The organism is Kitasatospora sp. NPDC028961, from assembly GCF_055564815.1.
Map to the genome: position 1 here is coordinate 408,684 of NZ_JBVHVO010000004.1, position 21,552 is coordinate 430,235.

The following is a 21,552-nucleotide window of genomic DNA, read 5'->3' on the forward strand; positions in this document are numbered from 1 at the left end:
TCGCCGGGCCGCTCCGGGGCTGCGGCAGGGGCCCGGCCGTGGCGGCTCAGACCGAGATGGCCGCGACACCCCCCGTGCCCTCGCCGAACATGCGCTCTTGCATGTGCGCGACAATCATCCCCGGCGTCGGGTGATCGAAAACAAGACCGGCCGAGAGCTTCGCCCCCATCAGTTCGCCCAGCCGGTTGCGCAGTTCGAGCGCGGTCAGCGAGTCGAAGCCGATCTCGAAGAGGCCCTGGTCCACGTCGATGTGGTGGGACGCGCTGTAGCCGAGGACGACGGCGACCTGGGCCCGGACCACGTCCAGCAGGAGCGCCGCGCGCTCCGCGCCGGGCAGCCCGGCCAGCCGCTCGGCCAGCTTGCGCCGCTCGTCCCCCGAGACCGCGGCCCGGGCCAGCTGCCGGCTCGCGCGCACCAGCCCGCGCAGCAGCGGCGGTGCCTCGCGCCCGGCCGCGGCGTCGGCGCGCAGCGCACGCAGGTCCAGCTTGGCCGGCACCAGCAGCGCCCGGTCACCGCGCAGCGCGGTGTCGAACAGCTCCATGCCCTCGGCCGGGGTCATGCCCAGCAGACCGCCGCGCCGGTTCAGCCGGCTGCGGGTGAGGTCGTCGGTGCCGGCCGCCATGCCGGTCTCCTGCTCCCACAGGCCCCAGGCCAGCGACAGCGCCGGCAGACCGGCCGCCCGGCGCCGGGCCATCAGCCCGTCCATGTAGGCGTTCGCCGCCGCGTAGGCGCCGGTGCCCGCGCCCAGGAACACCGCCGACACCGACGAGTAGACCACGAACGCGTCCAACTCCGGGGCCAGTTCGCGGGTCAGCTCGTCCAGGTGCCGGGTCGCGGTCACCTTCGCCGCGAACACCCGCTCCAGCCGCTCCCGGTCGACCTCGCCGATCACGCCCGCGTCGAACAGGCCCGCGGCGTGCAGCACCGCGGTCAGCCGGCGGCCGTCGCCCTGGGCGGCGGCCAGCAGCTCCGCCACCGCGTCCCGGTCGGTCACGTCACACGCCGGCACCGCCACCGACTCGGCGCCGAGCGCGTGCAGCTCGGCCACCAACTCCCGGGCACCGTCGGCCTCCAGGCCCCGCCGGCTGGTCAGCACCAGATGCCGGATCCCGTGCTCGGTCACCAGGTGCCGGGCCAGCACCGCGCCCAGTGACCCGGTCCCACCGGTGACCAGCACCGTCCCCGCCCGGTCCAGCACCGGCTCGGTGCCCCGGGCGATACCGGCCCGGGCGAGCCGGGGCACGTGGAGCGCCGCGCCGCGCACCGCGACCTGCGGCTCGCCGACGGCGAGCACCGGCCCCAGCAGCGGCTCGATCTCCGACAGGTCGGACGCGTCGGTGTCCAGCAGCACGATCCGGTCCGGGTTCTCCGCCTGCGCCGCGCGGACCAGACCCCAGACGGCGGCGCCGGCCGGGTCCGTCACCGTGGCGTCGCCGCCGGCGGGCACCGCGCCCCTGGTCACCACCACCAGCCGGGTCTCCTCCAGCCCGGCGCCGGCCAGCCAGGTCTGGACGACCTCCAGCACCCGGTCCGTCACGTCCAGCGGGGTGTCCGCGTCGCCGCCGGTGACCGCCTCCAGGATCGCGGTCTCCGGCACGGCCGCCCCGGACAGCGCGTCCTCCGCGAGGGTGGCCACCTCCTCGGCGGTGGACAGCCGCACCCAGGACGGCGAACCGGCGGCCCCGTCCGGGAGCACCTCCGTCCAGTCGACCCGGAACAGCGAGTCACCGCCCGCACGGCCCGCCGCCGCGCCCAACTGCTCGGCGGACACCGGGCGGAACACCAGCGAGTCGGCCGTCAGGACGGCGCCGCCGGCCTCGTCGACCGCCTCCAGCGAGAGCGCGTCGGGCGCCGGCTGGGCGACCCGCACCCGCAGCGACGAGGCGCCCGCGGCGTGCAGGACCAGGCCGTTCCAGGCGAACGGCAGCATCGTCCGGTGGTCGCCCGTGCTCAGGAAGGCCTTCGCGTGCAGGGCCGCGTCCAGCAGCGCCGGGTGGATGCCGAACCCGGCGGCGCTGCCCCGGTGGTCCTCCGGCAGGGCGATCTCGGCGAAGACCTCGTCACCGCGCCGCCAGGCCGCCCGCAGACCCCGGAACACCGGCCCGTAGACGTAGTTGTGCTCCAGCAGGCCGGCGTAGAACTCCTCGGGGCCGATCTCCACCCGTTCAGCGCCGGGCGGCGGCCAGGCGCTGAAGTCGAACCGGGGCCCGGCCGCCCGGGCCGTGGCCGTCAGGACACCGGTGGCGTGCCGGGTCCACGGGTCGCCGACGGCCTCCTCGCGGGTCGAGTACACGGCGACCGTGCGGGCGCCGCCCTCGTCCGGACCGCCGACGGTGACCTGCACCCGGACGCCGCCCTGCTCGGGCAGGATCAGCGGGGCCTCGATCACCAGCTCGTCCAGCGTGCCGCAGCCGACCTCGTCACCGGCGCGGACGGCCAGCTCCACCAGGCCCGTCCCGGGCACCAGCACGACGTCGCCGACCGCGTGGTCGGCCAGCCAGGGGTGGGTGCGCAGGGAGAGCCGGGAGGTGCACAGCACCCCGCCGGTCTCCGGCACCTCCACCACCGCGCCGAGCAGCGGGTGGTCCACCCCCGCCAGGCCCAGCGAGGTCGCGTCGGTGGCCGCCGCGGTCATCGGGAGCCAGTAGTGCTGGTGGTCGAAGGCGTAGGTCGGCAGGTCCACCTCGGCGCCACCGGCCGCGTCGGGCAGCACGCCCGTCCAGTCCACCGCCACACCGCGGACGAAGAGTTCGGCCATCGAGGCCAGCAGGCGGCGCGGGCCGCCCTCGTCCCGCCGCAGCGAACCGGTCACCAGGACGTCGACCCCGGCCCCGTCGGCGACCTCGGTGATCGGCTGGGCCAGCACCGGGTGGGTACTGGCCTCCACGAACACCGTGTGGTCCTCGGCGAGCAGCGCGGCGACCGCCGGGCCGAAGCGGACCTGGCTCCGCAGGTTGCGGTACACGTAGCCGCCGTCGATCACGCCGGCCTCGCGGACCCACTCACCGGTCACCGTCGAGAAGAGCGGGACCAGCGGCGCCCGGCCGCGGATGTCCGCGAACGCCTCCGCCAGGACCTTCTCCAGGGCCTCGGCGTGCCGGGTGTGGGAGGCGAAGTCCACCGCGACCCGGCGCACCCGTACCCCGTCGGCGGCCAGCACCTCGACGGCCTCGTCCAGCACGTCGAGGTCACCGGCGACCACGACGGACGCGGGGCCGTTGACCACCGCGACCTCCAGCCGGCCCGCCCAGCGCTCCAGCCGGGCCAGCGCCTCGGCCTCGGAGAGCGCCACCGAGGCCATCCCGCCGAGCCCGGCCAGCTGACCGGCGATCACCCGGCTGCGCACCGCGACGATCCGGGCCGCGTCCTCCAGGGAGAGCGCACCGGCCACGCAGGCCGCCGCGATCTCGCCCTGCGAGTGCCCCAGCACCGCGTCCGGGATCACCCCCACCGACGCCCAGACGGCGGCCAGCCCGACCATCACCGCGAAGCTCGCGGGCTGCACCACATCGGCCCGGTCCAGGACCTCGGCCGGCGCCTCGCCGCGCAGCACCTCCTCCAGCGACCAGTCCACCCACGGGCCGAGCGCCCGGGCGCACTCGGCGATGCGCTCGGCGAACACCGGTGAGGTGTCCAGCAGTTCACGGCCCATCCCGGCCCACTGCGCCCCCTGACCGGGGAAGACCAGGACGAGCTTGCCCACCGTGCCCGCGGTGCCCGTCACCAGCCCGCCGGCGGACTCGCCCCGGGCCAGCGCGGCCAGCCCGGCCGACGCCTCCGCCGGGGACCCGGCCACCACCACCGCGCGCTCGGACAGCAGCGCCCGCCGGGAGAGCAGCGCACCGGCCAGCGCCGCCGGGGCGGTCGCCCCGGCGAGCTCCGTCAGCCGCCCGCCCTGGGCCGCCAGCGAGGCGGCGTTCTTCGCCGAGACCACCAGCGGCACCACGGCGTCGGGGGCGGGCCCGGCCTCGGCCGGCTGCTCCTCGGGGGCCTGCTCCAGGATCACGTGCGCGTTGGTCCCGCTCAGGCCGAAGGAGGAGACCCCGGCCCGGCGCGGCCGGTCCACCTCGGGCCACTCCCGCGCCTCGGTCAGCAGCTCGACGGCGCCCGCCGTCCAGTCCACCTGCGAGGAGGGCGCGTCCACGTGCAGGGTCGCGGGCATCACGCCGTGCCGCAGCGCCTGCACCATCTTGATCACACCCGAGACACCCGCCGCCGCCTGGGCGTGGCCGATGTTGGACTTCAGCGAGCCCAGCCAGAGCGGGCGCTCCGGGTCACGGCCGCGACCGTAGGTGGCCAGCAGCGCCTGCGCCTCGATCGGGTCCCCCAGGACGGTGCCCGTGCCGTGGCCCTCGACCAGGTCCACATCGGCCGTCGACAGCCCGGCCGCCGCCAGCGCCTTGCGGATCACCCGCTGCTGGGAGGGGCCGTTCGGCGCGGTCAGACCGTTGGACGCGCCGTCCTGGTTCACCGCGGACCCGCGCAGCACCGCGAGCACCGGGTGGCCGTTGCGCCGCGCCTCGGAGAGCCGCTCCAGCACCACCACACCGGCGCCCTCGGCCCAGCCGGTGCCGTCCGCGGCGTCCGCGTAGGACTTGCAGCGGCCGTCCGTCGCCAGCGCCTTCTGCCGCGAGAACTCCATGAACATGCTCGGGCTGGACATCACCGTCGAACCGCCGGCCAGGGCCAGCGAGCACTCGCCCTGGCGCAGCGCCTGGGCAGCCAGGTGGATCGCCACCAGCGACGACGAGCAGGCCGTGTCCACGGTGACCGCCGGACCCTCGAAGCCGAACACGTAGGACACCCGGCCCGAGGCCACACTGGCGCCGGCGCCGGTCAGCGCGAAGCCGCCCAGCTCCGGCGGCACGCTGCCACCGGCGTAGTAGTCGACGCCCATGATGCCGTTGAACACCCCGACCTCGGTGCCCTTCAGCGAGCCCGGGTCGATGCCGGCCCGTTCCATCGCCTCCCAGGAGGTCTCCAGCAGCAGCCGCTGCTGCGGGTCCATCGCCAGCGCCTCACGCGGCGAGATCCCGAAGAAGGCCGGGTCGAACAGCGGTGCCTCGTGCAGGAAGCCGCCCTGGCTGACGTAGGAGGTGCCCTCGCTCTCCGGGTCGGCGTCGAACAGCTCGTCCAGGCCCCAGCCCCGGTCCGAGGGGAACAGCGACACGCCGTCCCGCCCCTCGGTGACCAGCCGCCACAGGTCCTCCGGGGTGGCCACCCCGCCGGGCAGCCGGCAGGCCATGCCGACGATCGCCACCGGATCGGCCGGATCGTGTACGGCCGCCGCCGGTACCACCGGGCCCGCCGCGACCGCCGTGCCGTCGAACTCGCCGTCGAGGTAGCGGGCCAGGGCGAGCGGGGTGGGGTAGTCGAAGACGGCCGTGGCGGGCAGGTTGAGGCCGGTGGCCTCGCGCAGCCGGTTGCGCAGCTCGACGGAGGTCAGCGAGTCGAAGCCGGCCTCCTTGAAGGCCCGCTCCGCCGCGACCTTCGCCGCGCCCGCGTGGCCGAGCACCGACGCGACGTGCGTCCGGACCAGCTCCAGCAGCAGCGCCTCGCGCTCGGCCGCGGCCAGCCCGGCCAGCCGGCCGGCGAGTCCGCCGCCGGCGCCGGTCGCGGCGGCCCGCGCCGACTGCCGCCCGGGGCGGACCAGGCCCAGCAGCAGGGGCGGCACCCCGGCACCGGCCGTGGCGGCCGTACGCAGGGCCCGCAGGTCCAGCTTGACCGGGACGAGCAGCGCCCGGTCACTGTGCAGCGCGGTGTCGAAGAGCTCCATGCCCTCCGCCGGCGTCAGCGGCTGGGCTCCGCCGCGCCGGTTCATCCGGCTGCGGGACAGCTCGTCCAGGTCGGCGCCCATGCCGTCGCTCTGCGCCCACGGACCCCAGGCCAGCGACAGCGCGGGCAGGCCGTCCGCCCGGCGCCGCGCCATCAGCCCGTCCAGGTAGGCGTTCGCCGCCGCGTAGGCGCCGGTGCCCGCGCCCAGGAACACCGCCGAGACGGAGGAGTACGTGATGAACACATCCAGGTCCGGGGCGAGTTCACGGGTCAGCTCGTCCAGGTGCCGGGTCGCCGTCACCTTCGGTGCGAAGACGCGCTCCAGCCGCTCCGGGTCGATCTCGCCGACCACACCGCCGTCGAAGACACCCGCCGCGTGGACCACGGCGGTCAGCCGGTGACCGTCGCGCCGGGCGGCGGTCAGCAGCTCCGCCACCGCGTCGCGGTCGGTCACGTCACAGGCCAGCACGGCCACCGACTCGGCGCCGAGCGCGTGCAGCTCGGCCACCAACTCCCGGGCACCGTCGGCCTCCAGGCCCCGCCGGCTGGTCAGCACCAGGTGCCGGATTCCGTGCTCGGTCACCAGGTGCCGGGCCAGTACCGCGCCCAGTGACCCGGTCCCACCGGTGACCAGCACCGTCCCCGCCCGGTCCAGCACCGGCTCGGTGCCCCGGGCGATACCGGCCCGGGCGAGGCGCGGCACGGACAGGGCCGCACCGCGCAGGGCGACCTGCGGTTCACCGGTGGCCAGGACGGCGGTCAGGACCGCGTCGAGGTCGGTGCCGGCCTCGGTGTCGAGCAGCACGATCCGGTCCGGGTTCTCCGCCTGCGCCGCCCGGACCAGACCCCAGACGGCGGCGCCGGCCGGGTCCGTCACCGCGGCGTCGCCGCCGGCGGGCACCGCGCCCCTGGTCGCCACCACCAGCCGGGCCTGCGCCGGGGCGGGCCCGGCCAGCCAGGCCCGGACGACCTCCAACACCCGCCGGGTCAGCGCGAGCGGGGTGTCCCCGGGGCCGTCGGTGACGGCCTCCAGCAGCACCGCCGCCGGCGCGGCGGCGCCGGTGCCCTCGCCCTCGTCCTCGCCCTCGCCCTCGAACAGTGCCGCCAGGTCCGCCGGGGCGGTGACCCGGGCCGGGACCGGGCCGGGGGTGGGGGCGACGGGCAGGGTGGCCGACTCGGTCCACTCCACCCGGTACAGCGCGTCGCTGCCCGGCGTCCCCGCCGCCGCCTCCAACTGCTCGGTGGAGACGGCGCGCGAGACCAGCGAGTCCAGCGTCAGGACGAGCCCGCCGGCGTCGTCGACGGCCTCCAGCGACAGGGCGTCCGGCCCCGGCCGGGCGACCCGCACCCGGACCGAGGCGGCCCCGGCCGCGTGCAGCACCAGCCCGTTCCAGGCGAACGGCAGCCGGACCACCGGCTCCTCGTCCGGTGCGTCGTCCGGCCGGGCGCCGCTCAGCGCGGCCGCCGCGTCCAGCATGCTGGAATGCAGGGCGGCGTCGAGCAGGCCGGGGTGGATGCCGAACCCGGCGGCCCGCTCGCGCAGTTCGTCCGGCAGGGCCACCTCGGCGAAGATCTCCTCGCCGCGCCGCCAGACCGCGCGCACGCACTGGAACGACCGGCCGTAGGCGTACCCCGCGCGGTCGAGCAGGTCGTAGCCGCCGGTGATGTCCACCGGCTGCGCGCCGGGCGGCGGCCAGGCGGTGAAGTCGAACTCCGGCTCGGCGGTGCCGGCCGTCGTCGGCAGCAGTGTGCCGGTGGCGTGGCGGACCCAGGCGTCCATGGCGCTCGCGGTGTCGGTGCCGTCCACCGCGTCCTCGCGGGCGGAGTACACCTCCACCGTGCGGGCGCCCCGCTCGTCCGGTCCGCCGACGGCGACCTGGACCCGCAGGCCACCGTGCCCGGGCACCACCAGCGGTGCCTCGATGACGAGTTCGTCCAGTACCCCGCACCCGACCTCGTCGCCGGCCCGGACGGCCAGCTCCACCAGACCGGTGCCGGGGACGAGGACCACTCCCCCGACGGCGTGGTCGGCGAGCCAGGCGTGCGTCCGCAGCGACAGCCGGGAGGTGAACACCAGGCCGTCCGACTGCGGCAGTTGGACGACCGCGCCGAGCAGCGGGTGGTCGGCCTTGCCCTGGCCGAGCGAGGTGGCATCGGTCAGCGGGGTGGCCGGGAGCCAGTAGTGCTCGTGCTCGAAGGCGTAGGTGGGCAGCTCCAGATGGGTGGGCGTGAAGCCGGCGGGCAGCGTCTTCGCCCAGTCCACCTCGACGCCCCGGACGAAGAGTTCGGCGACCGAGGCCAGCACGGTGTGCGCCTCGGGGCGGCCGTCGCGCAGCGCGGCCACCGCAACCGCGCGCTCACCGGCGGACTCCGCGACCACGCCGCTCAGCGCGGCGCCGGGGCCCAGCTCGACGAAGAGTGCGGAGCCGCCGTCGGCCGCCGTGGCGATGCCGTCGGCGAACCGGACCGGGCGCCGCACATGGTCCACCCAGTAGGCGGGATCGGCCAGCTGACCGGGCTCGGCCACCCGACCGGTCACGTTGGAGACGATCGGGACCTGCGCCTCGCCCCAGGTCACGTCGGCGAGCGCGGCGGCGAACTCCGCCAGCATCGGCTCCATCAGCGCCGAATGGAAGGCGTGCGAGACGGTCAGCTGCTTGACCTTGCGGCCCTGCTCGCGCAGTTGCTCCGCGGCCTTCAGCACGGCCGCCTCCTCACCGGAGAGGACCACCGACGACGGGCCGTTCACCGCCGCCAGATCCACACCGTCCGTGAGGAGTTCGGCGACCTCGTCTTCGGTCGCGGCGACCGCCACCATCGCGCCGCCCGAGGGCAGCGCCTGCATCAGCCGACCGCGTGCGGCGACCACCGCCGCCGCGTCCCCGAGCGAGAGCACCCCGGCCACATGGGCGGCCGTGATCTCACCGATCGAGTGCCCCATGACCGCGTCCGGCCGGACGCCCCAGGACTCGATCAGCCGGAACAGCGCCGTCTCCACCGCGAACAACCCGGCCTGGGTGTACACGGTCTGGTCCAGCGATCCCGCCGTACCGAACACCACGTCCTTGACCGGATGATCGGTCCACCCCGCCAACCGCTCGTCCAACGCGGCACACGCAGCGTCGAAGGCCTCCGCGAACACCGGGTACCGCTCAGCCAGCTCACGGCCCATCCCGACCCGCTGCGAACCCTGACCCGGGAACACCAGGACCACCTTCCCCGGACCGCCGGACGGGGACGCGCTGCCGCTCGCCCCGGCGGGCGCGGACTCGCCGCGTGCCAGCGCGGCCAGGCCCGCCAGTGTCTCCTCGCGCGAGCCGGCCACCAGCACCGCCCGCTCGCCCAGCACCGCGCGCTGGGCGAGCAGCGCACCCGCCACCGCGACCGGCGCCCCGGCCCCGGGCGCGTCGACGGAGGACGTCTCGACGAAGGCGGCCAGCCGCCCGGCCTGGCCCGCCAGGGCGGCGGCCGAGGCGGCCGACAGCACCAGCGGGACGACGCCCTCGGGCACGGCCGCCGGCCGCGCCTCCTCCTCGGGGGCCTGCTCCAGGATCAGGTGGGCGTTGGTGCCGCTGACACCGAAGCCGGACACCGCCGCCCGGCGGGGGCGGCCGGTCTCCGGCCAGTCCCGCGCCTCGGTGAGCAGCTCCACCGCCCCGGCGGACCAGTCGACCTGGGTGGACGGCGCGTCCACGTGCAGGGTGGGCGGCATGACGCCGTGCCGCAGCGCCTGCACCATCTTGATCACGCCCGACACCCCGGCGGCGGCCTGGGTGTGGCCGATGTTGGACTTCAGCGAGCCGAGCCGCAACGGCCGCTCGGCGGGCCGGTCCTGGCCGTAGGTGGCCAGCAGGGCCTGCGCCTCGATCGGGTCACCCAGCACGGTGCCCGTGCCGTGGCCCTCCACCAGGTCCACATCGGCGGTGGACAGGCCCGCGTTGGCCAGCGCCTTGCGGATCACCCGCTGCTGCGAGGGACCGTTGGGCGCGGTCAGGCCGTTCGACGCGCCGTCCTGGTTCACCGCCGACCCGCGGACCACCGCGAGCACCCGGTGCCCCTTGCGACGGGCCTCGGAGAGCCGCTCCAGCACGACCACGCCCGCGCCCTCGGCCCAGCCGGTGCCGTCCGCCGCGTCCGCGTACGCCTTGCACCGGCCGTCGGCCGCCAGCCCGCGCTGGCGCGAGAAGTCGATGAAGAGGCCGGGGGTGGCCATCACGGTCGCGCCGCCGGCCAGCGCCATCGAGCACTCGCCGCGGCGCAGCGCCTGGGCCGCCAGGTGGATCGCCACCAGCGAGGAGGAGCAGGCGGTGTCGAGCGTCACCGCCGGGCCCTCGAAGCCGAACACGTAGGAGATCCGGCCGGACGCCACGCTGGCGGCCGCGCCCGTCCCGGTGAAGCCCTCCAGCTCCGGCGGCACGCTGCCGCCGGCGAAGTAGTCGACGCCCATGATCCCGTTGAAGACCCCGACATCGCTGCCCTTGAGCGTGGCCGGGTCGATGCCGGCCCGCTCCAGCGCCTCCCAGGAGGTCTCCAGCAGCAGCCGCTGCTGCGGGTCCATGGCGAGCGCCTCACGCGGCGAGATCCCGAAGAAGCCCCCGTCGAAGAGACCGGCCTCGTGCAGGAAGCCGCCCTGGTCCACGTAGGAGGTGCCGCGGTTCTCCGGGTCCTCGTCGAACAGGCCGTCGAGGTCCCAGCCCCGGTCGGAGGGGAAACCCGAGACGCCGTCCCGGCCCTCGCTGACCAGCTCCCACAGCCCCTCCGGGCTGTCGACACCACCGGGCAGCCGGCACGCCATACCCACGATCGCCACAGGCTCGCTGGAGGCGCTGACGAGTTGGCGGTTCCGCTTCTTCAGCGAGCCGACCTCTTCGAGCGACTTCCGCAGCGCCTCGACAAGCTTCTCGTATGAAGTACTCACTTCACTGCCCCATTCACGTTGTACCGCATCAGCTTTCGAGGCCCTCGTCGTCGTCGCCGCCGAGCGCCAGTTGGACGAGGTCGTCGACGTCCAGGTCGGCGAGCGTGCCCGGCCGGTCGTCCTCGTCCGCCGCGTCGGCCGCCGGTCCGCCGGTGTCCAGTGCGGCCAGCCTGACCAGGGCTTCCATCAGCCCGGCCTCCCGGAATCGGGCCATCGGGAGGGAGACCAGGGCGTGCCGCAGCCGGTCCTCGTCCACTTCCGGACCGCTCGCCGCGCCGTCCGGGAGCAGCTCGCCGTGCACGTGGCGGGCCAGGGCGAGCGGGGTCGGGTAGTCGAAGACCACGGTGGCGGACAGATTGAGGCCGGTGGCCTCGCGGAGCCGGTTGCGCAGCTCGACCGAGGTGAGCGAGTCGAATCCGGCGTCCTTGAAGGACGTCCCGGCCACCACCCCGTCCGGTCCGGTGTGGCCCAGGACCAGCGCGACCTGGGCCCGCAGGAGGTCCACCAGCAGAGCCTCCTGGTCGGCCCGGGCGAGCCCGGTGAGCCGGCGCACCAGGCCGTCGCCGCCGTCGCCGGAGGCGGCCCGGGCCACCTGGCGGCCGGCCCTCACCTGGCCGCGCAGCAGGGGCGGTACTCCCCCGCCGGTCGCGGCCTCGGCCCTGATCGCCCGCAGGTCCAGCTTGATCGGCACCAGCAGTGCCTCGTCCGCGCCGAGCGCGGCGTCGAACAGCGCGGTGCCCTCCGCCGGCCCGAGCGCGAGGATGCCGCCGCGGCGGTTCGTCCGGGTGCGCCCGGCCGCCTCGGCGCCGGTGGTCATCCCGGTGGCACTCTGCTCCCACGGGCCCCAGGCGAGCGAGAGCGCCGGCAGGCCGGCCGACCGGCGCCGGGCCATCAGGCCGTCGAGGTAGGCGTTGGCCGCCGCGTAGTTGCCCTGGCCGGCGGAGCCGAACAGGCCGGAGGCGGAGGAGTAGACGACGAACGCCGCCAGGTCGGGGGCGAGTTCGCGGGTCAGCTCGTCCAGGTGGCCGACGGCGGTCACCTTCGGGGCGAAGACCCGGGCCAGCCGCTCGGGCGTCAGCGCGCCGATCACCCCGTCGTCCAGGACGCCCGCGGTGTGCACGACGGCCGTCAGCGGGCGCTCGTCGACCACGGAGGCGAGCAGTGCGGCCAGTGCGTCCCGGTCGGTCACGTCACAGGCCGGTACGGCCACCGACTCGGCGCCGAGCGCGTGCAGCTCGGCCACCAACTCCCGCGCTCCGTCGGCCTCCAGACCCCGCCGGCTGGTCAGCACCAGGTGCCGGATGCCGTGCTCGGTCACCAGGTGCCGGGCCAGCACCGCACCCAGCGACCCGGTACCACCGGTGACCAGCACCGTCCCCGCCCGGTCCAGCACCGGCTCCGCCCGGTCGACGGCGCCGGCCCGGACCAGGCGCGGCGCGGAGAGCACCGGGCCGCGGACCGCGACCTGCGGTTCACCGGTGGCCAGCACGGCGGCGAGGACCGCGTCGGCGTCGGTGCCGGCAGCGGTGTCGAGCAGGACGATCCGGTCGGGGTTCTCCACCTGGGCGGCCCGGACCAGGCCCCAGACGGCGCTGCCGGCCGGGTCGGTCACCGCGGCGTCGCCACCGGCGGGCACCGCGCCGCTGGTCGCCACGACCAGCCGGGAGGCCTCCGGGACCGGAGCGACCAGCCACGCCTGGAGCACGTCGAGCACCCGGGTGGAGAGCTCCAGCGCGTCCGTACCGGCCGCCGTCAGCACCACGGCGTCCGGCACCCCGCCCGCCGCGGCCAGCGCGGTCACCTCGTCGGCGGTGGCGACGGACACCCGGCTCGGCGCGGCCGCGAGGGGCGGCGGCGACGGCAGGGCCGTCCACTCCACCCGGAACAGCGAGTCGCCGCCCGGCGCACCCGCCGCAGCCTCCAACTGCTCGGCGGAGACGGCGCGGAACACCAGGGAGTCCAGCGTCAGGACCGGACCGCCGGTCTCGTCGGCGGCCTGGAGCGACACCGCGTCCTGGCCCGACGGTGCCACCCGGACCCGCAGCGCCGAGGCGCCGACGGCGTGCAGGGTGAGCCCGTTCCAGGCGAACGGCAGGACCGTCCGGGGCTGGTCCGCCGCCTCGGGGGCATCGGCCGGGCGGACGAAGCCGTTGGCGTGCAGGGCGGCGTCGAGCAGCGCGGGGTGGATGCCGAAGCGGCCCGCCCCCTCGCGGTGGTCCTCCGGCAGGGCGATCTCGGCGAAGACCTCCTCGCCGCGCCGCCAGACCGCCCGCAGGCCCTGGAACGACGGGCCGTAGGTGTAGCCGAGCCGGATCAGGTCGGCGTAGAAGCCCTCGACGTCGACCTCGACCGGCTGGGCGCCGGGCGGCGGCCAGGCGGTGAGGTCGAACGCCGGCGCGGCGCCGGTCCCGACCGGCCGCAGGGTGCCGGTGGCGTGGCGGGTCCAGCCGTCCGTACCGGCCTCCACCGCGTCCTCCCGGGCGGAGTACACCTCCACCGTCCGGGTGCCCCGCTCGTCCGGGCCGCCGAGCGCGACCTGGACCCGGACGCCGCCGTGCTCCGGCACAACCAGCGGTGCCTCGATGACCAGTTCGTCCAGGGCGCCGCAGCCGGCCTCGTCGCCGGCCCGGACGGCAAGCTCGACCAGGCCGGTGCCGGGCAGCAGGACGACCCCGCCGACGGCGTGGTCGGCGAGCCACGGGTGCGTGCGCAGCGAGAGCCGGGAGGTGAACACCAGGCCGTCGTTCTGCGGCAGGTGCATCAGCGCGCCGAGCAGCGGGTGGTCGGTCCCGGTCAGTCCCAGGAAGGCGGCGTCGGCAGCCGGGGCGGGCTGCAGCCAGTACTGCCGGTGGTCGAAGGCGTAGGTCGGCAGCTCCAGGTGGCCCGGGTCGGCGGGCAGGAGGCCGGACCAGTCCACCGCGACGCCCCGGACGAGGAGTTCGGCCACCGCGGCGAGCACGGTGTGCGCCTCGGGGCGGCCGTCGCGCAGGGCCGCGACGCAGAGCGCGCCGTCGCCGGCGGACTCCGCCACCGCGCTGCTGAGCGCGGCGCCGGGGCCCAGCTCGACGAACAGTGCGGTGCCGTCCCCGGCTGCGGCGGCGATGCCGTCGGCGAACCGGACCGGGCGCCGCACGTGGTCCACCCAGTAGGCGGGGTCGGTCAGTTGGCCGGGCTCGGCCGGTCGGCCGGTGACGTTGGAGATCACCGGGAGCCGCGGTTCGCGCCAGACCACCTCGGCGAGGACGGCGGCGAACTCCGCCAGCATCGGCTCCATCAGCGCCGAGTGGAAGGCATGCGAGACGGTCAGCTGCTTGACCTTGCGGCCCTGCGCCTTGAGGGCTTCAACGGCCTTCAGCACGGCCGCCTCCTCGCCGGAGAGGACCACGGACGACGGGCCGTTCACCGCCGCCAGGTCCACCCCGTCCATGAGAAGTTCGGCGACCTCGGCCTCGGTGGCTGCCACCGCCACCATCGCGCCGCCGGACGGCAGCGCCTGCATCAGCCGGCCTCGCGCGGCGACCACCGCCGCCGCGTCCCCGAGCGAGAGCACCCCGGCCACATGGGCGGCCGTGATCTCACCGATCGAGTGCCCCATCACCGCGTCCGGCCGGACGCCCCAGGACTCGATCAGCCGGAACAACGCCGTCTCCACCGCGAACAACCCGGCCTGGGTGTACACGGTCTGGTCCAGCGATCCGGCCGTGCCCAGCACGACGTCCTTGACCGGGTGCTCGGTCCAGCCCGCCAACCGCGCGTCCAACGCGGCACAGGCCGCGTCGAAGGCCTCGGCGAACACCGGGTACCGCTCGGCCAGCTCCCGGCCCATCCCGACCCGCTGCGACCCCTGCCCCGGGAACACCAGCACCGTGCGCGCCGCCTCACCGGCGGTCCCGGTCACCAGCACCGGGCTGCGCTCGCCGCGCGCCAGGGCGCTCAGCCCCGCCAGCGCCTCCTCCCTGGAACCCGCCAGCACCACCGCGCGCTCCGACAGCAGGGCCCGCTGCGTCAGCAGGGCGGCGGCGATCTCCGCCGTGCCCGCGCCGGAGGTCTCGACGAAGGGCGCCAGCCGGTCGGCCTGCCCGGCCAGCGACCGCGCGCTCTTCGCCGACAGCACCAGCGGGACCACACCCGCCGGCGCGGCCTCGACCGCGACGGCCTCCGCCTCGGCCTCGACCGGGGCCTGCTCCAGGATCAGGTGCGCGTTCGTCCCGCTGACCCCGAAGCCGGAGACGCCCACCCGGCGGGGGCGACCGGTCTCCGGCCACTCCCGCGCCTCGGTCAGCAGCTCGACGGCGCCCGCCGTCCAGTCCACCTGCGAGGACGGCGCGTCGACGTGCAGGGTGGGCGGCAGCACGCCGTGCCGCAGCGCCTCCACCATCTTGATCACACCGGCCACCCCGGCGGCCATCTGGGTGTGGCCGATGTTGGACTTCAGCGAGCCCAGCCAGAGCGGCCGCCCCGGCTCCCGGTCCTGGCCGTAGGTGGCCAGCAGCGCCTGCGCCTCGATCGGGTCACCCAGCACCGTGCCGGTGCCATGGCCCTCGACCACGTCCACCTCGGTGCCGGTCAGGCCCGCGTTGGCCAGCGCCTTGCGGATCACCCGCTGCTGGGAGACCCCGTTGGGCGCGGTCAGGCCGTTGGACGCGCCGTCCTGGTTCACCGCCGACCCGCGCACCAGCGCGAGCACCCGGTGCCCCTTGCGCCGCGCCTCCGACAGCCGCTCCAGCACCACCACACCCGCGCCCTCGGCCCAGCCGGTGCCGTCCGCCGCGTCCGCGTAGGACTTGCACCGGCCGTCCGTCGCCAGACCGCGCTGGCGGGAGAACTCCACGAAGGTGCCGGGGGTGGCCATCACGGTCGCACCACCGGCCAGCGCCATCGAGCACTCGCCCTGGCGCAGCGCCTGCGCGGCCAGGTGCATCGCGACCAGCGACGACGAGCAGGCCGTGTCCACGGTGACCGCCGGGCCCTCGAAGCCGAAGACGTAGGCCACTCGGCCGGAGGCCACGCTGCCCATGCCGCCGGTGCCGGTGAAGCCCTCCAGCTCCGCGGGCACCGCGCCGCCGGCGCCGTAGCCCTGGCCCATGACACCGGAGAACACCCCGGCGTCCGTGCCCTTCAGCGAGAGCGGGTCGATGCCGGCCCGCTCCAGCGCCTCCCACGAGGTCTCCAGCAGCAGCCGCTGCTGCGGGTCCATCGCCAGCGCCTCCCGCGGGCTGATGCCGAAGAACCCGGCGTCGAACCGCCCCGCCTCGTAGAGGAATCCGCCCTGGCTCACATAGGAGGTGCCGGCCTTTCCGGGGTCGGCGTCGAAGAGGTCCGCCACGTCCCAGCCGCGGTCCTCGGGGAAGCCGGACATCGCGTCCCGGCCCTCGCTGACCAGCCGCCAGAGGTCCGCCGGGCTGCCGACGCCGCCGGGCAGCCGGCAGGCCATGCCGACGATCGCGATCGGCTCGTCCGGGTCGGCGGGCGCGACCGCCGGCGCCGCCGCGGCGGTCCCGTCGGCGACGAGACCGAACTCGGCGTGCAGGTAGCGGGCGAACGCGAGCGGGGTCGGGTGGTCGAAGACCACCGTCGCGGCCAGCTTCAGACCGGTCGCCTCGCGCAGCCGGTTGCGCAGCTCGACGGAGGTCAGCGAGTCGAAGCCGGAGTCCCGGAAGGCCGTCCCGCTCCTGATCGCGTCGGGCCCCGCGTGCCCGAGCACGGTCGCCGCGTGGCCGCGGACCAGCTCCAGCAGCAGTGCCTCCTGCTCGGCCGCCGCCAGCCCGGCCAGCCGACCGGCCAGCCCGCCGCCGCCGTCCCCCGAGGCCGCCCGCACCAGCTGCCGCCCGGTCCGCACCAGGCCGCGCAGCAAGGTCGGGACGTCCCGGCCGGCCGCGGCGCCGGCGCGCAGCGCCCGCAGGTCCAGCTTGGCCGGGATCAGCAGCGCCTCGCCGGTGCGCAGGGCCGCGTCGAAGAGGTCCATGCCCTCCTCGGCCGTCATCGCCAGCACACCGCCGCGCCGGTTCATCCGGCTGCGGGTGAGGTCGTCCATGCCGGCCGCCATACCGCCGGCGGTCTGGTTCCACAGGCCCCAGGCCAGCGAGGTCGCGGCCAGACCGGCCGCCCGGCGCTGGTGGGCGAGGGCGTCCAGGAAGGCGTTGGCGGCCGCGTAGCTGCCGGTGCCCGCGCCCAGGAACACCGAGGAGACCGAGGAGAAGACCACGAACGCGTCCAGGTCGGGGGCGAGTTCGCGGGTCAGGGCGTCCAGGTGCTGGGCCGCGGTGACCTTCGGGGCGAAGACCTGGGCGACCCGCTCGGGGTCCAGCGTGCCGATGACACCGGCGTCGGCGATGCCCGCGGTGTGCACGACGGCGGTCAGCCGGCGCCCGGCGCGCCGCACGTCGGCCAGCAGGTCCGCCACGGCCGCCCGGTCGGTCACGTCGCAGGACTCCACCGCGACCGTCGTCGCGCCGAGCCCCTTCAGTTCGGCGACCAGCTCGGCCGCGCCCTCGGCCGCCGGGCCGCGCCGGCTGACCAGCGCCAGGTGCCGGATGCCGTGGTCGGCGACCAGGTGCCGGGCGAGGATCCCGCCCAGCGAGCCGGTGCCACCGGTGATCAGGACGATGCCCTCGGGGTCGAGGCCGGTCCCCGTCCCGCCGTCGGCCCCGGCGGCCGGTGCGGCGCGGACGAGCCGGGGGACGGACAACGCCGTGCCGCGCAGGGCCAGTTCGGGCTCCCCGGTGGCGAGCGCCGTGCCCAGCACCGGGGCGAGGTCGAGGTCGAGGTCCGCGGCGGGGTCGAGGTCGAGCAGGACGATCCGGTCCGGGTTCTCGGTCTGGGCGGCGCGGATCAGGCCCCACACCGCGCCACCGGCCGGGTCGGTGACCGCGCCGTCCGCGCCGGCGCCGACCGCGCCCCGGGTGGCGACGACCAGCCGGGCCTCCTCCAGGCCGGGCGCGGCCAGCCAGGCCTGGACGGCCGCCAGCACCCGGTTGGTCAGGACGAGCGCGGCGTCGACGCCGTCGGCGCCGTCCGCCACGGCGTCCAGGACCGCCACGGCGGGGAGCGCCGCCTCTGGGCCCGCGCCGTCGGCCAGCGCGGTGATCCCGGCCGCGTCGGACACCGCGAGCCAGACCGGCCGCTCGGCCGCCGCCCTCGTGGACGGTGGCAGGTCGCTCCACTCGACGCGGAACAGCGAGTCGGCGCCCGCCGTGGCCGGGCCGGCCGTCAACTGCTCGGCGGTCAGCGGCCGCAGCTCCACCGAGTCCGCCGTCAGGACTACGCCGCCGGCCGGGTCGACCGCCTCCACCGTCAAGGCGTCGCCGCCCTGCGGCGCGATCCGCACCCGCAGTACGGAGGCGCCGACGGCGTGCAGGGCGAGCCCCTGCCAGGCCAGCGGCTGCCAGACCCGGGCGCCGGTCGCGACGCCGTCGGCCACCGCGGTGTCCCGCAGGGCCGGGTGCAGGGCGGCGTCGAGCAGGGCGGGGTGCAGGCCGAACCGACCGGCCTCCTCCCGGTTCTCCTCGTCCACCGCGATCTCGGCGAAGGTCTCCGCGCCGCGCTGCCAGAGCCCGCGCAGGCCCCGGAAGGCCGGGCCGTGCTGGTAGCCGTGCCCGCCGAGGTCGGTGTAGAGGGCGTCGACGTCGACCGGCCGGGCCCCGGCGGGGGGCCAGACGGTGAAGTCGGCCTGCGGGGTGGCGGTCTTGGTCGTCGCGGTGAGGGTGCCGGTGGCGTGGCGGGTCCAGCTGTCGCCGCCGGTGTCGCCCGCGGCGTCCTCCCGGGTCGAGTAGACGGCGACGCTGCGGGCACCGCTCTCGTCGGGGCCGCCGACGGTCACCTGGACCCGGACGCCGCCCTGTTCGGGCAGCAGCAGCGGGGCCTTGACCACCAGGTCGTCGAGGGTGCCGCAGCCCAGCTCGTCACCGGCCCGCACGGCCAGCTCCACCAGGGCGCCGGCCGGGAGCAGCACGGCACCGCCGACGACGTGGTCGGCCAGCCAGGGGTGGGTGCGCAGCGACAGCCGCGAGGTGCCGAGCAGGCCGCCGGTCTCCGGCACCTCCGTCACGGCGCCCATCAGGGGGTGGTCGGCGGCCGACTGGCCGAGCGAGGCCGCGTCGGCGGCCGGGCCGAGCTGGAGCCAGTAGTGCCGGTGGTCGAAGGCGTAGGTCGGCAGCTCGACGCGGGCGGTGCCGGTCGGCAGCACGCCCGTCCAGTCCACCGCCACGCCACGGACGAAGAGTTCGGCCATCGAGGCCAGCAGGCGGCGCGGACCGCCCTCGTCCCGCCGCAGCGTCCCGGTGACCAGGGCCTCGGCCCCGGCCTCGTCCACGATCTCGCTGACCGGCTGGACCAGCACCGGGTGCGCGCTCGACTCCACGAACACCGAGTGGCCCTGGTCCAACAGTGCGGCGATCGCCGGGCCGAAGCGGACCTGACCGCGCAGGTTGCGGTACCAGTACCCGCCGTCCAGCACGTCGGCCTCGGTGACCCAACCGCCGGTAACGGTCGAGTAGAAGGGAATCCGCGGGGCCTGGCTGCGGAGATCCGCGAAGGCCTCCGCCAGGGTCTCCTCGATCGCCTCGACATGACGGGTGTGGGAGGCGTAGTCCACCGCCACCCGCCGCACCCGCACGCCGTCGGCCGCCAGCACCTCCAGCGCCTCGTCCAGCGCCTCGGCGTCACCCGCGACCACCACCGAGGCCGGGCCGTTGACGGCCGCGACCTCGACGCGGCCCGCCCAGCGCACCAGCCGCTCGACAGCCTCGCTCTCGGAGAGCGCCACCGACGCCATCCCACCGCGACCGGCCAGGCTCCCGGCGATCACCTGGCTGCGCACCGCCACGATCCGGGCAGCGTCCTCCAACGACAGCGCACCCGCCACGCAGGCCGCCGCGATCTCGCCCTGGGAGTGCCCGACCACCGCGTCCGGCACCACACCCACGGACGCCCAGACGGCGGCCAGACCGACCATCACCGCGAAGCTGGCGGGCTGGAGCACGTCCACCCGGTCGAGCAGCTCGGCCGGGGCGTCCCCGCGCAGGACCTCCTCCAGCGACCAGTCCACCCAGGGGCTCAGCGCCCGGGCGCACTCCGCGATCCGCTCGGCGAACACCGGTGAGGTGTCCAGCAGTTCACGCCCCATCCCGGCCCACTGCGAACCCTGCCCCGGGAACACCAGCACCGTCCGGCCCGCACCGGACACACTGCCCGTCACCAACCCCGGCGCGGACTCCCCGCGCGCCAACGCGGCCAGCCCCGCCAGCGCCTCCTCCGTCGAAGCGGCCACCAGCACCGCGCGCTCGGCGAGCGCCGTCCGCCCGGTGGCCAACGCGGCGGCGACGTCCGCCGGTTCCGGCCGCTCGGCGGTCCCGAGGAAGGCCGCCAGCCGCTCGGCCTGCCCGGCCAGCGAGCCGGCCGAGGACGCCGAGACGACCAGCGGCAGCACACCGCCCGGCGCGGACCGCACCGCGTCCGGCTCGGCGGGTGCCTCGGCGGGCGGTTCCTCCAGGACGACGTGCGCGTTGGTACCGCTGACGCCGAAGGAGGAGACCCCGGCCCGGCGCGGCCGCCCGGTCTCCGGCCAGTCCCGCGCCTCGGTGAGCAGCTCCACCGCGCCGGCCGACCAGTCCACCTCGGTACTGGGCGCGTCGACGTGCAGGGTCGCGGGCAGCACGCCGTGCCGCATGGCCTGCACCATCTTGATCACGCCCGCCACCCCGGCGGCGGCCTGGGTGTGGCCGATGTTGGACTTCAGCGAGCCCAGCCAGAGCGGACGCCCGGGCTCGCGCTCCTGGCCGTAGGTGGCCAGCAGCGCCTGCGCCTCGATCGGGTCGCCCAGCACCGTGCCGGTGCCGTGCCCCTCCACCACGTCCACGTCGGCCGGGGTGAGCCCGGCCGCCGCCAGCGCCTTGCGGATCACCCGCTGCTGCGAAGGGCCGTTGGGCGCGGTCAGCCCGTTGGACGCGCCGTCCTGGTTCACCGCCGACCCGCGCAGCACGGCCAGCACGTGGTGCCCGTTGGCCCGCGCCTCGGAGAGCCGCTCCAGCAGCACCATGCCGGCGCCCTCGGCCCAGCCCGTGCCGTCGGCCGCGTCCGCGTAGGACTTGCACCGGCCGTCGGCCGCCAGCGCCCGCTGCCGCGAGAACTCCATGAACATGCCCGGCCCGGCCATCACGGTGGCACCGCCGGCCAGCGCCAGCGAGCACTCCCCGCGCCGCAGCGCCTGCGCGGCCAGGTGCATCGCCACCAGGGACGACGAGCACGCCGTGTCCACGGTGACCGCCGGACCCTCGAAGCCGAACACGTAGGAGATCCGGCCCGACGCCACGCTGCCGGTGGTCCCCGTCCCGGTGAAGCCCTCCAGCTCCGGGGGGACGGGGCCGCCGGTCGCGTAGCCCTCGTTGATCACTCCGACGAAGACGCCGACGTCCGAGCCCTTCAGCCCCGCCGCGTCGACGCCGGCCCGCTCCAGCGCCTCCCACGAGGTCTCCAGCAGCAGCCGCTGCTGCGGGTCCATCGCCACCGCCTCGCGCGGCGAGATCCCGAAGAAGCCCGCGTCGAACAGCCCCGCCTCGTGCAGGAAGCCGCCCCGGCTCACGTAGGAGGTGCCGCTCTTCTCCGGGTCCTCGTCGAACAGCCCGTCCAGGTCCCAGCCGCGGTCGGTCGGGAAGCCCGACACGCCGTCCCCGCGCTCGGTGACCAGCCGCCACAGGTCGTCGGGGCCCGCCACCCCGCCCGGCAGCCGGCACGCCATGCCCACGATCGCGATCGGCTCCGCCTTCTCGGCCTCCAGCTCCAGCACGCGTTGCTGGGAGCGGCGCGCTTCGGCGAGGACGCGCTTGAGGTAGTCGCGAAGCTTGCTTTCATCCGCCATCGAA

At 76.2% G+C, this 21,552-nt stretch carries 1 protein-coding gene and 1 pseudogene; both read right to left on the minus strand.

Features of this window, described 5'->3' with window-relative positions; translation table 11 throughout:
* Positions 1 to 46 precede the first annotated feature (46 nt).
* Positions 47 to 10,678: pseudogene (locus ACZ4UX_RS12075) on the minus strand (type I polyketide synthase); the annotation flags it as partial.
* Positions 10,679 to 10,721: 43 nt separating this feature from the next.
* Complete coding sequence (locus ACZ4UX_RS12080) at positions 10,722 to 21,548, minus strand: type I polyketide synthase (RefSeq protein ID WP_465706545.1); 10,827 nt, start codon at positions 21,546 to 21,548, stop codon at positions 10,722 to 10,724.
* Positions 21,549 to 21,552: the final 4 nt, after the last annotated feature.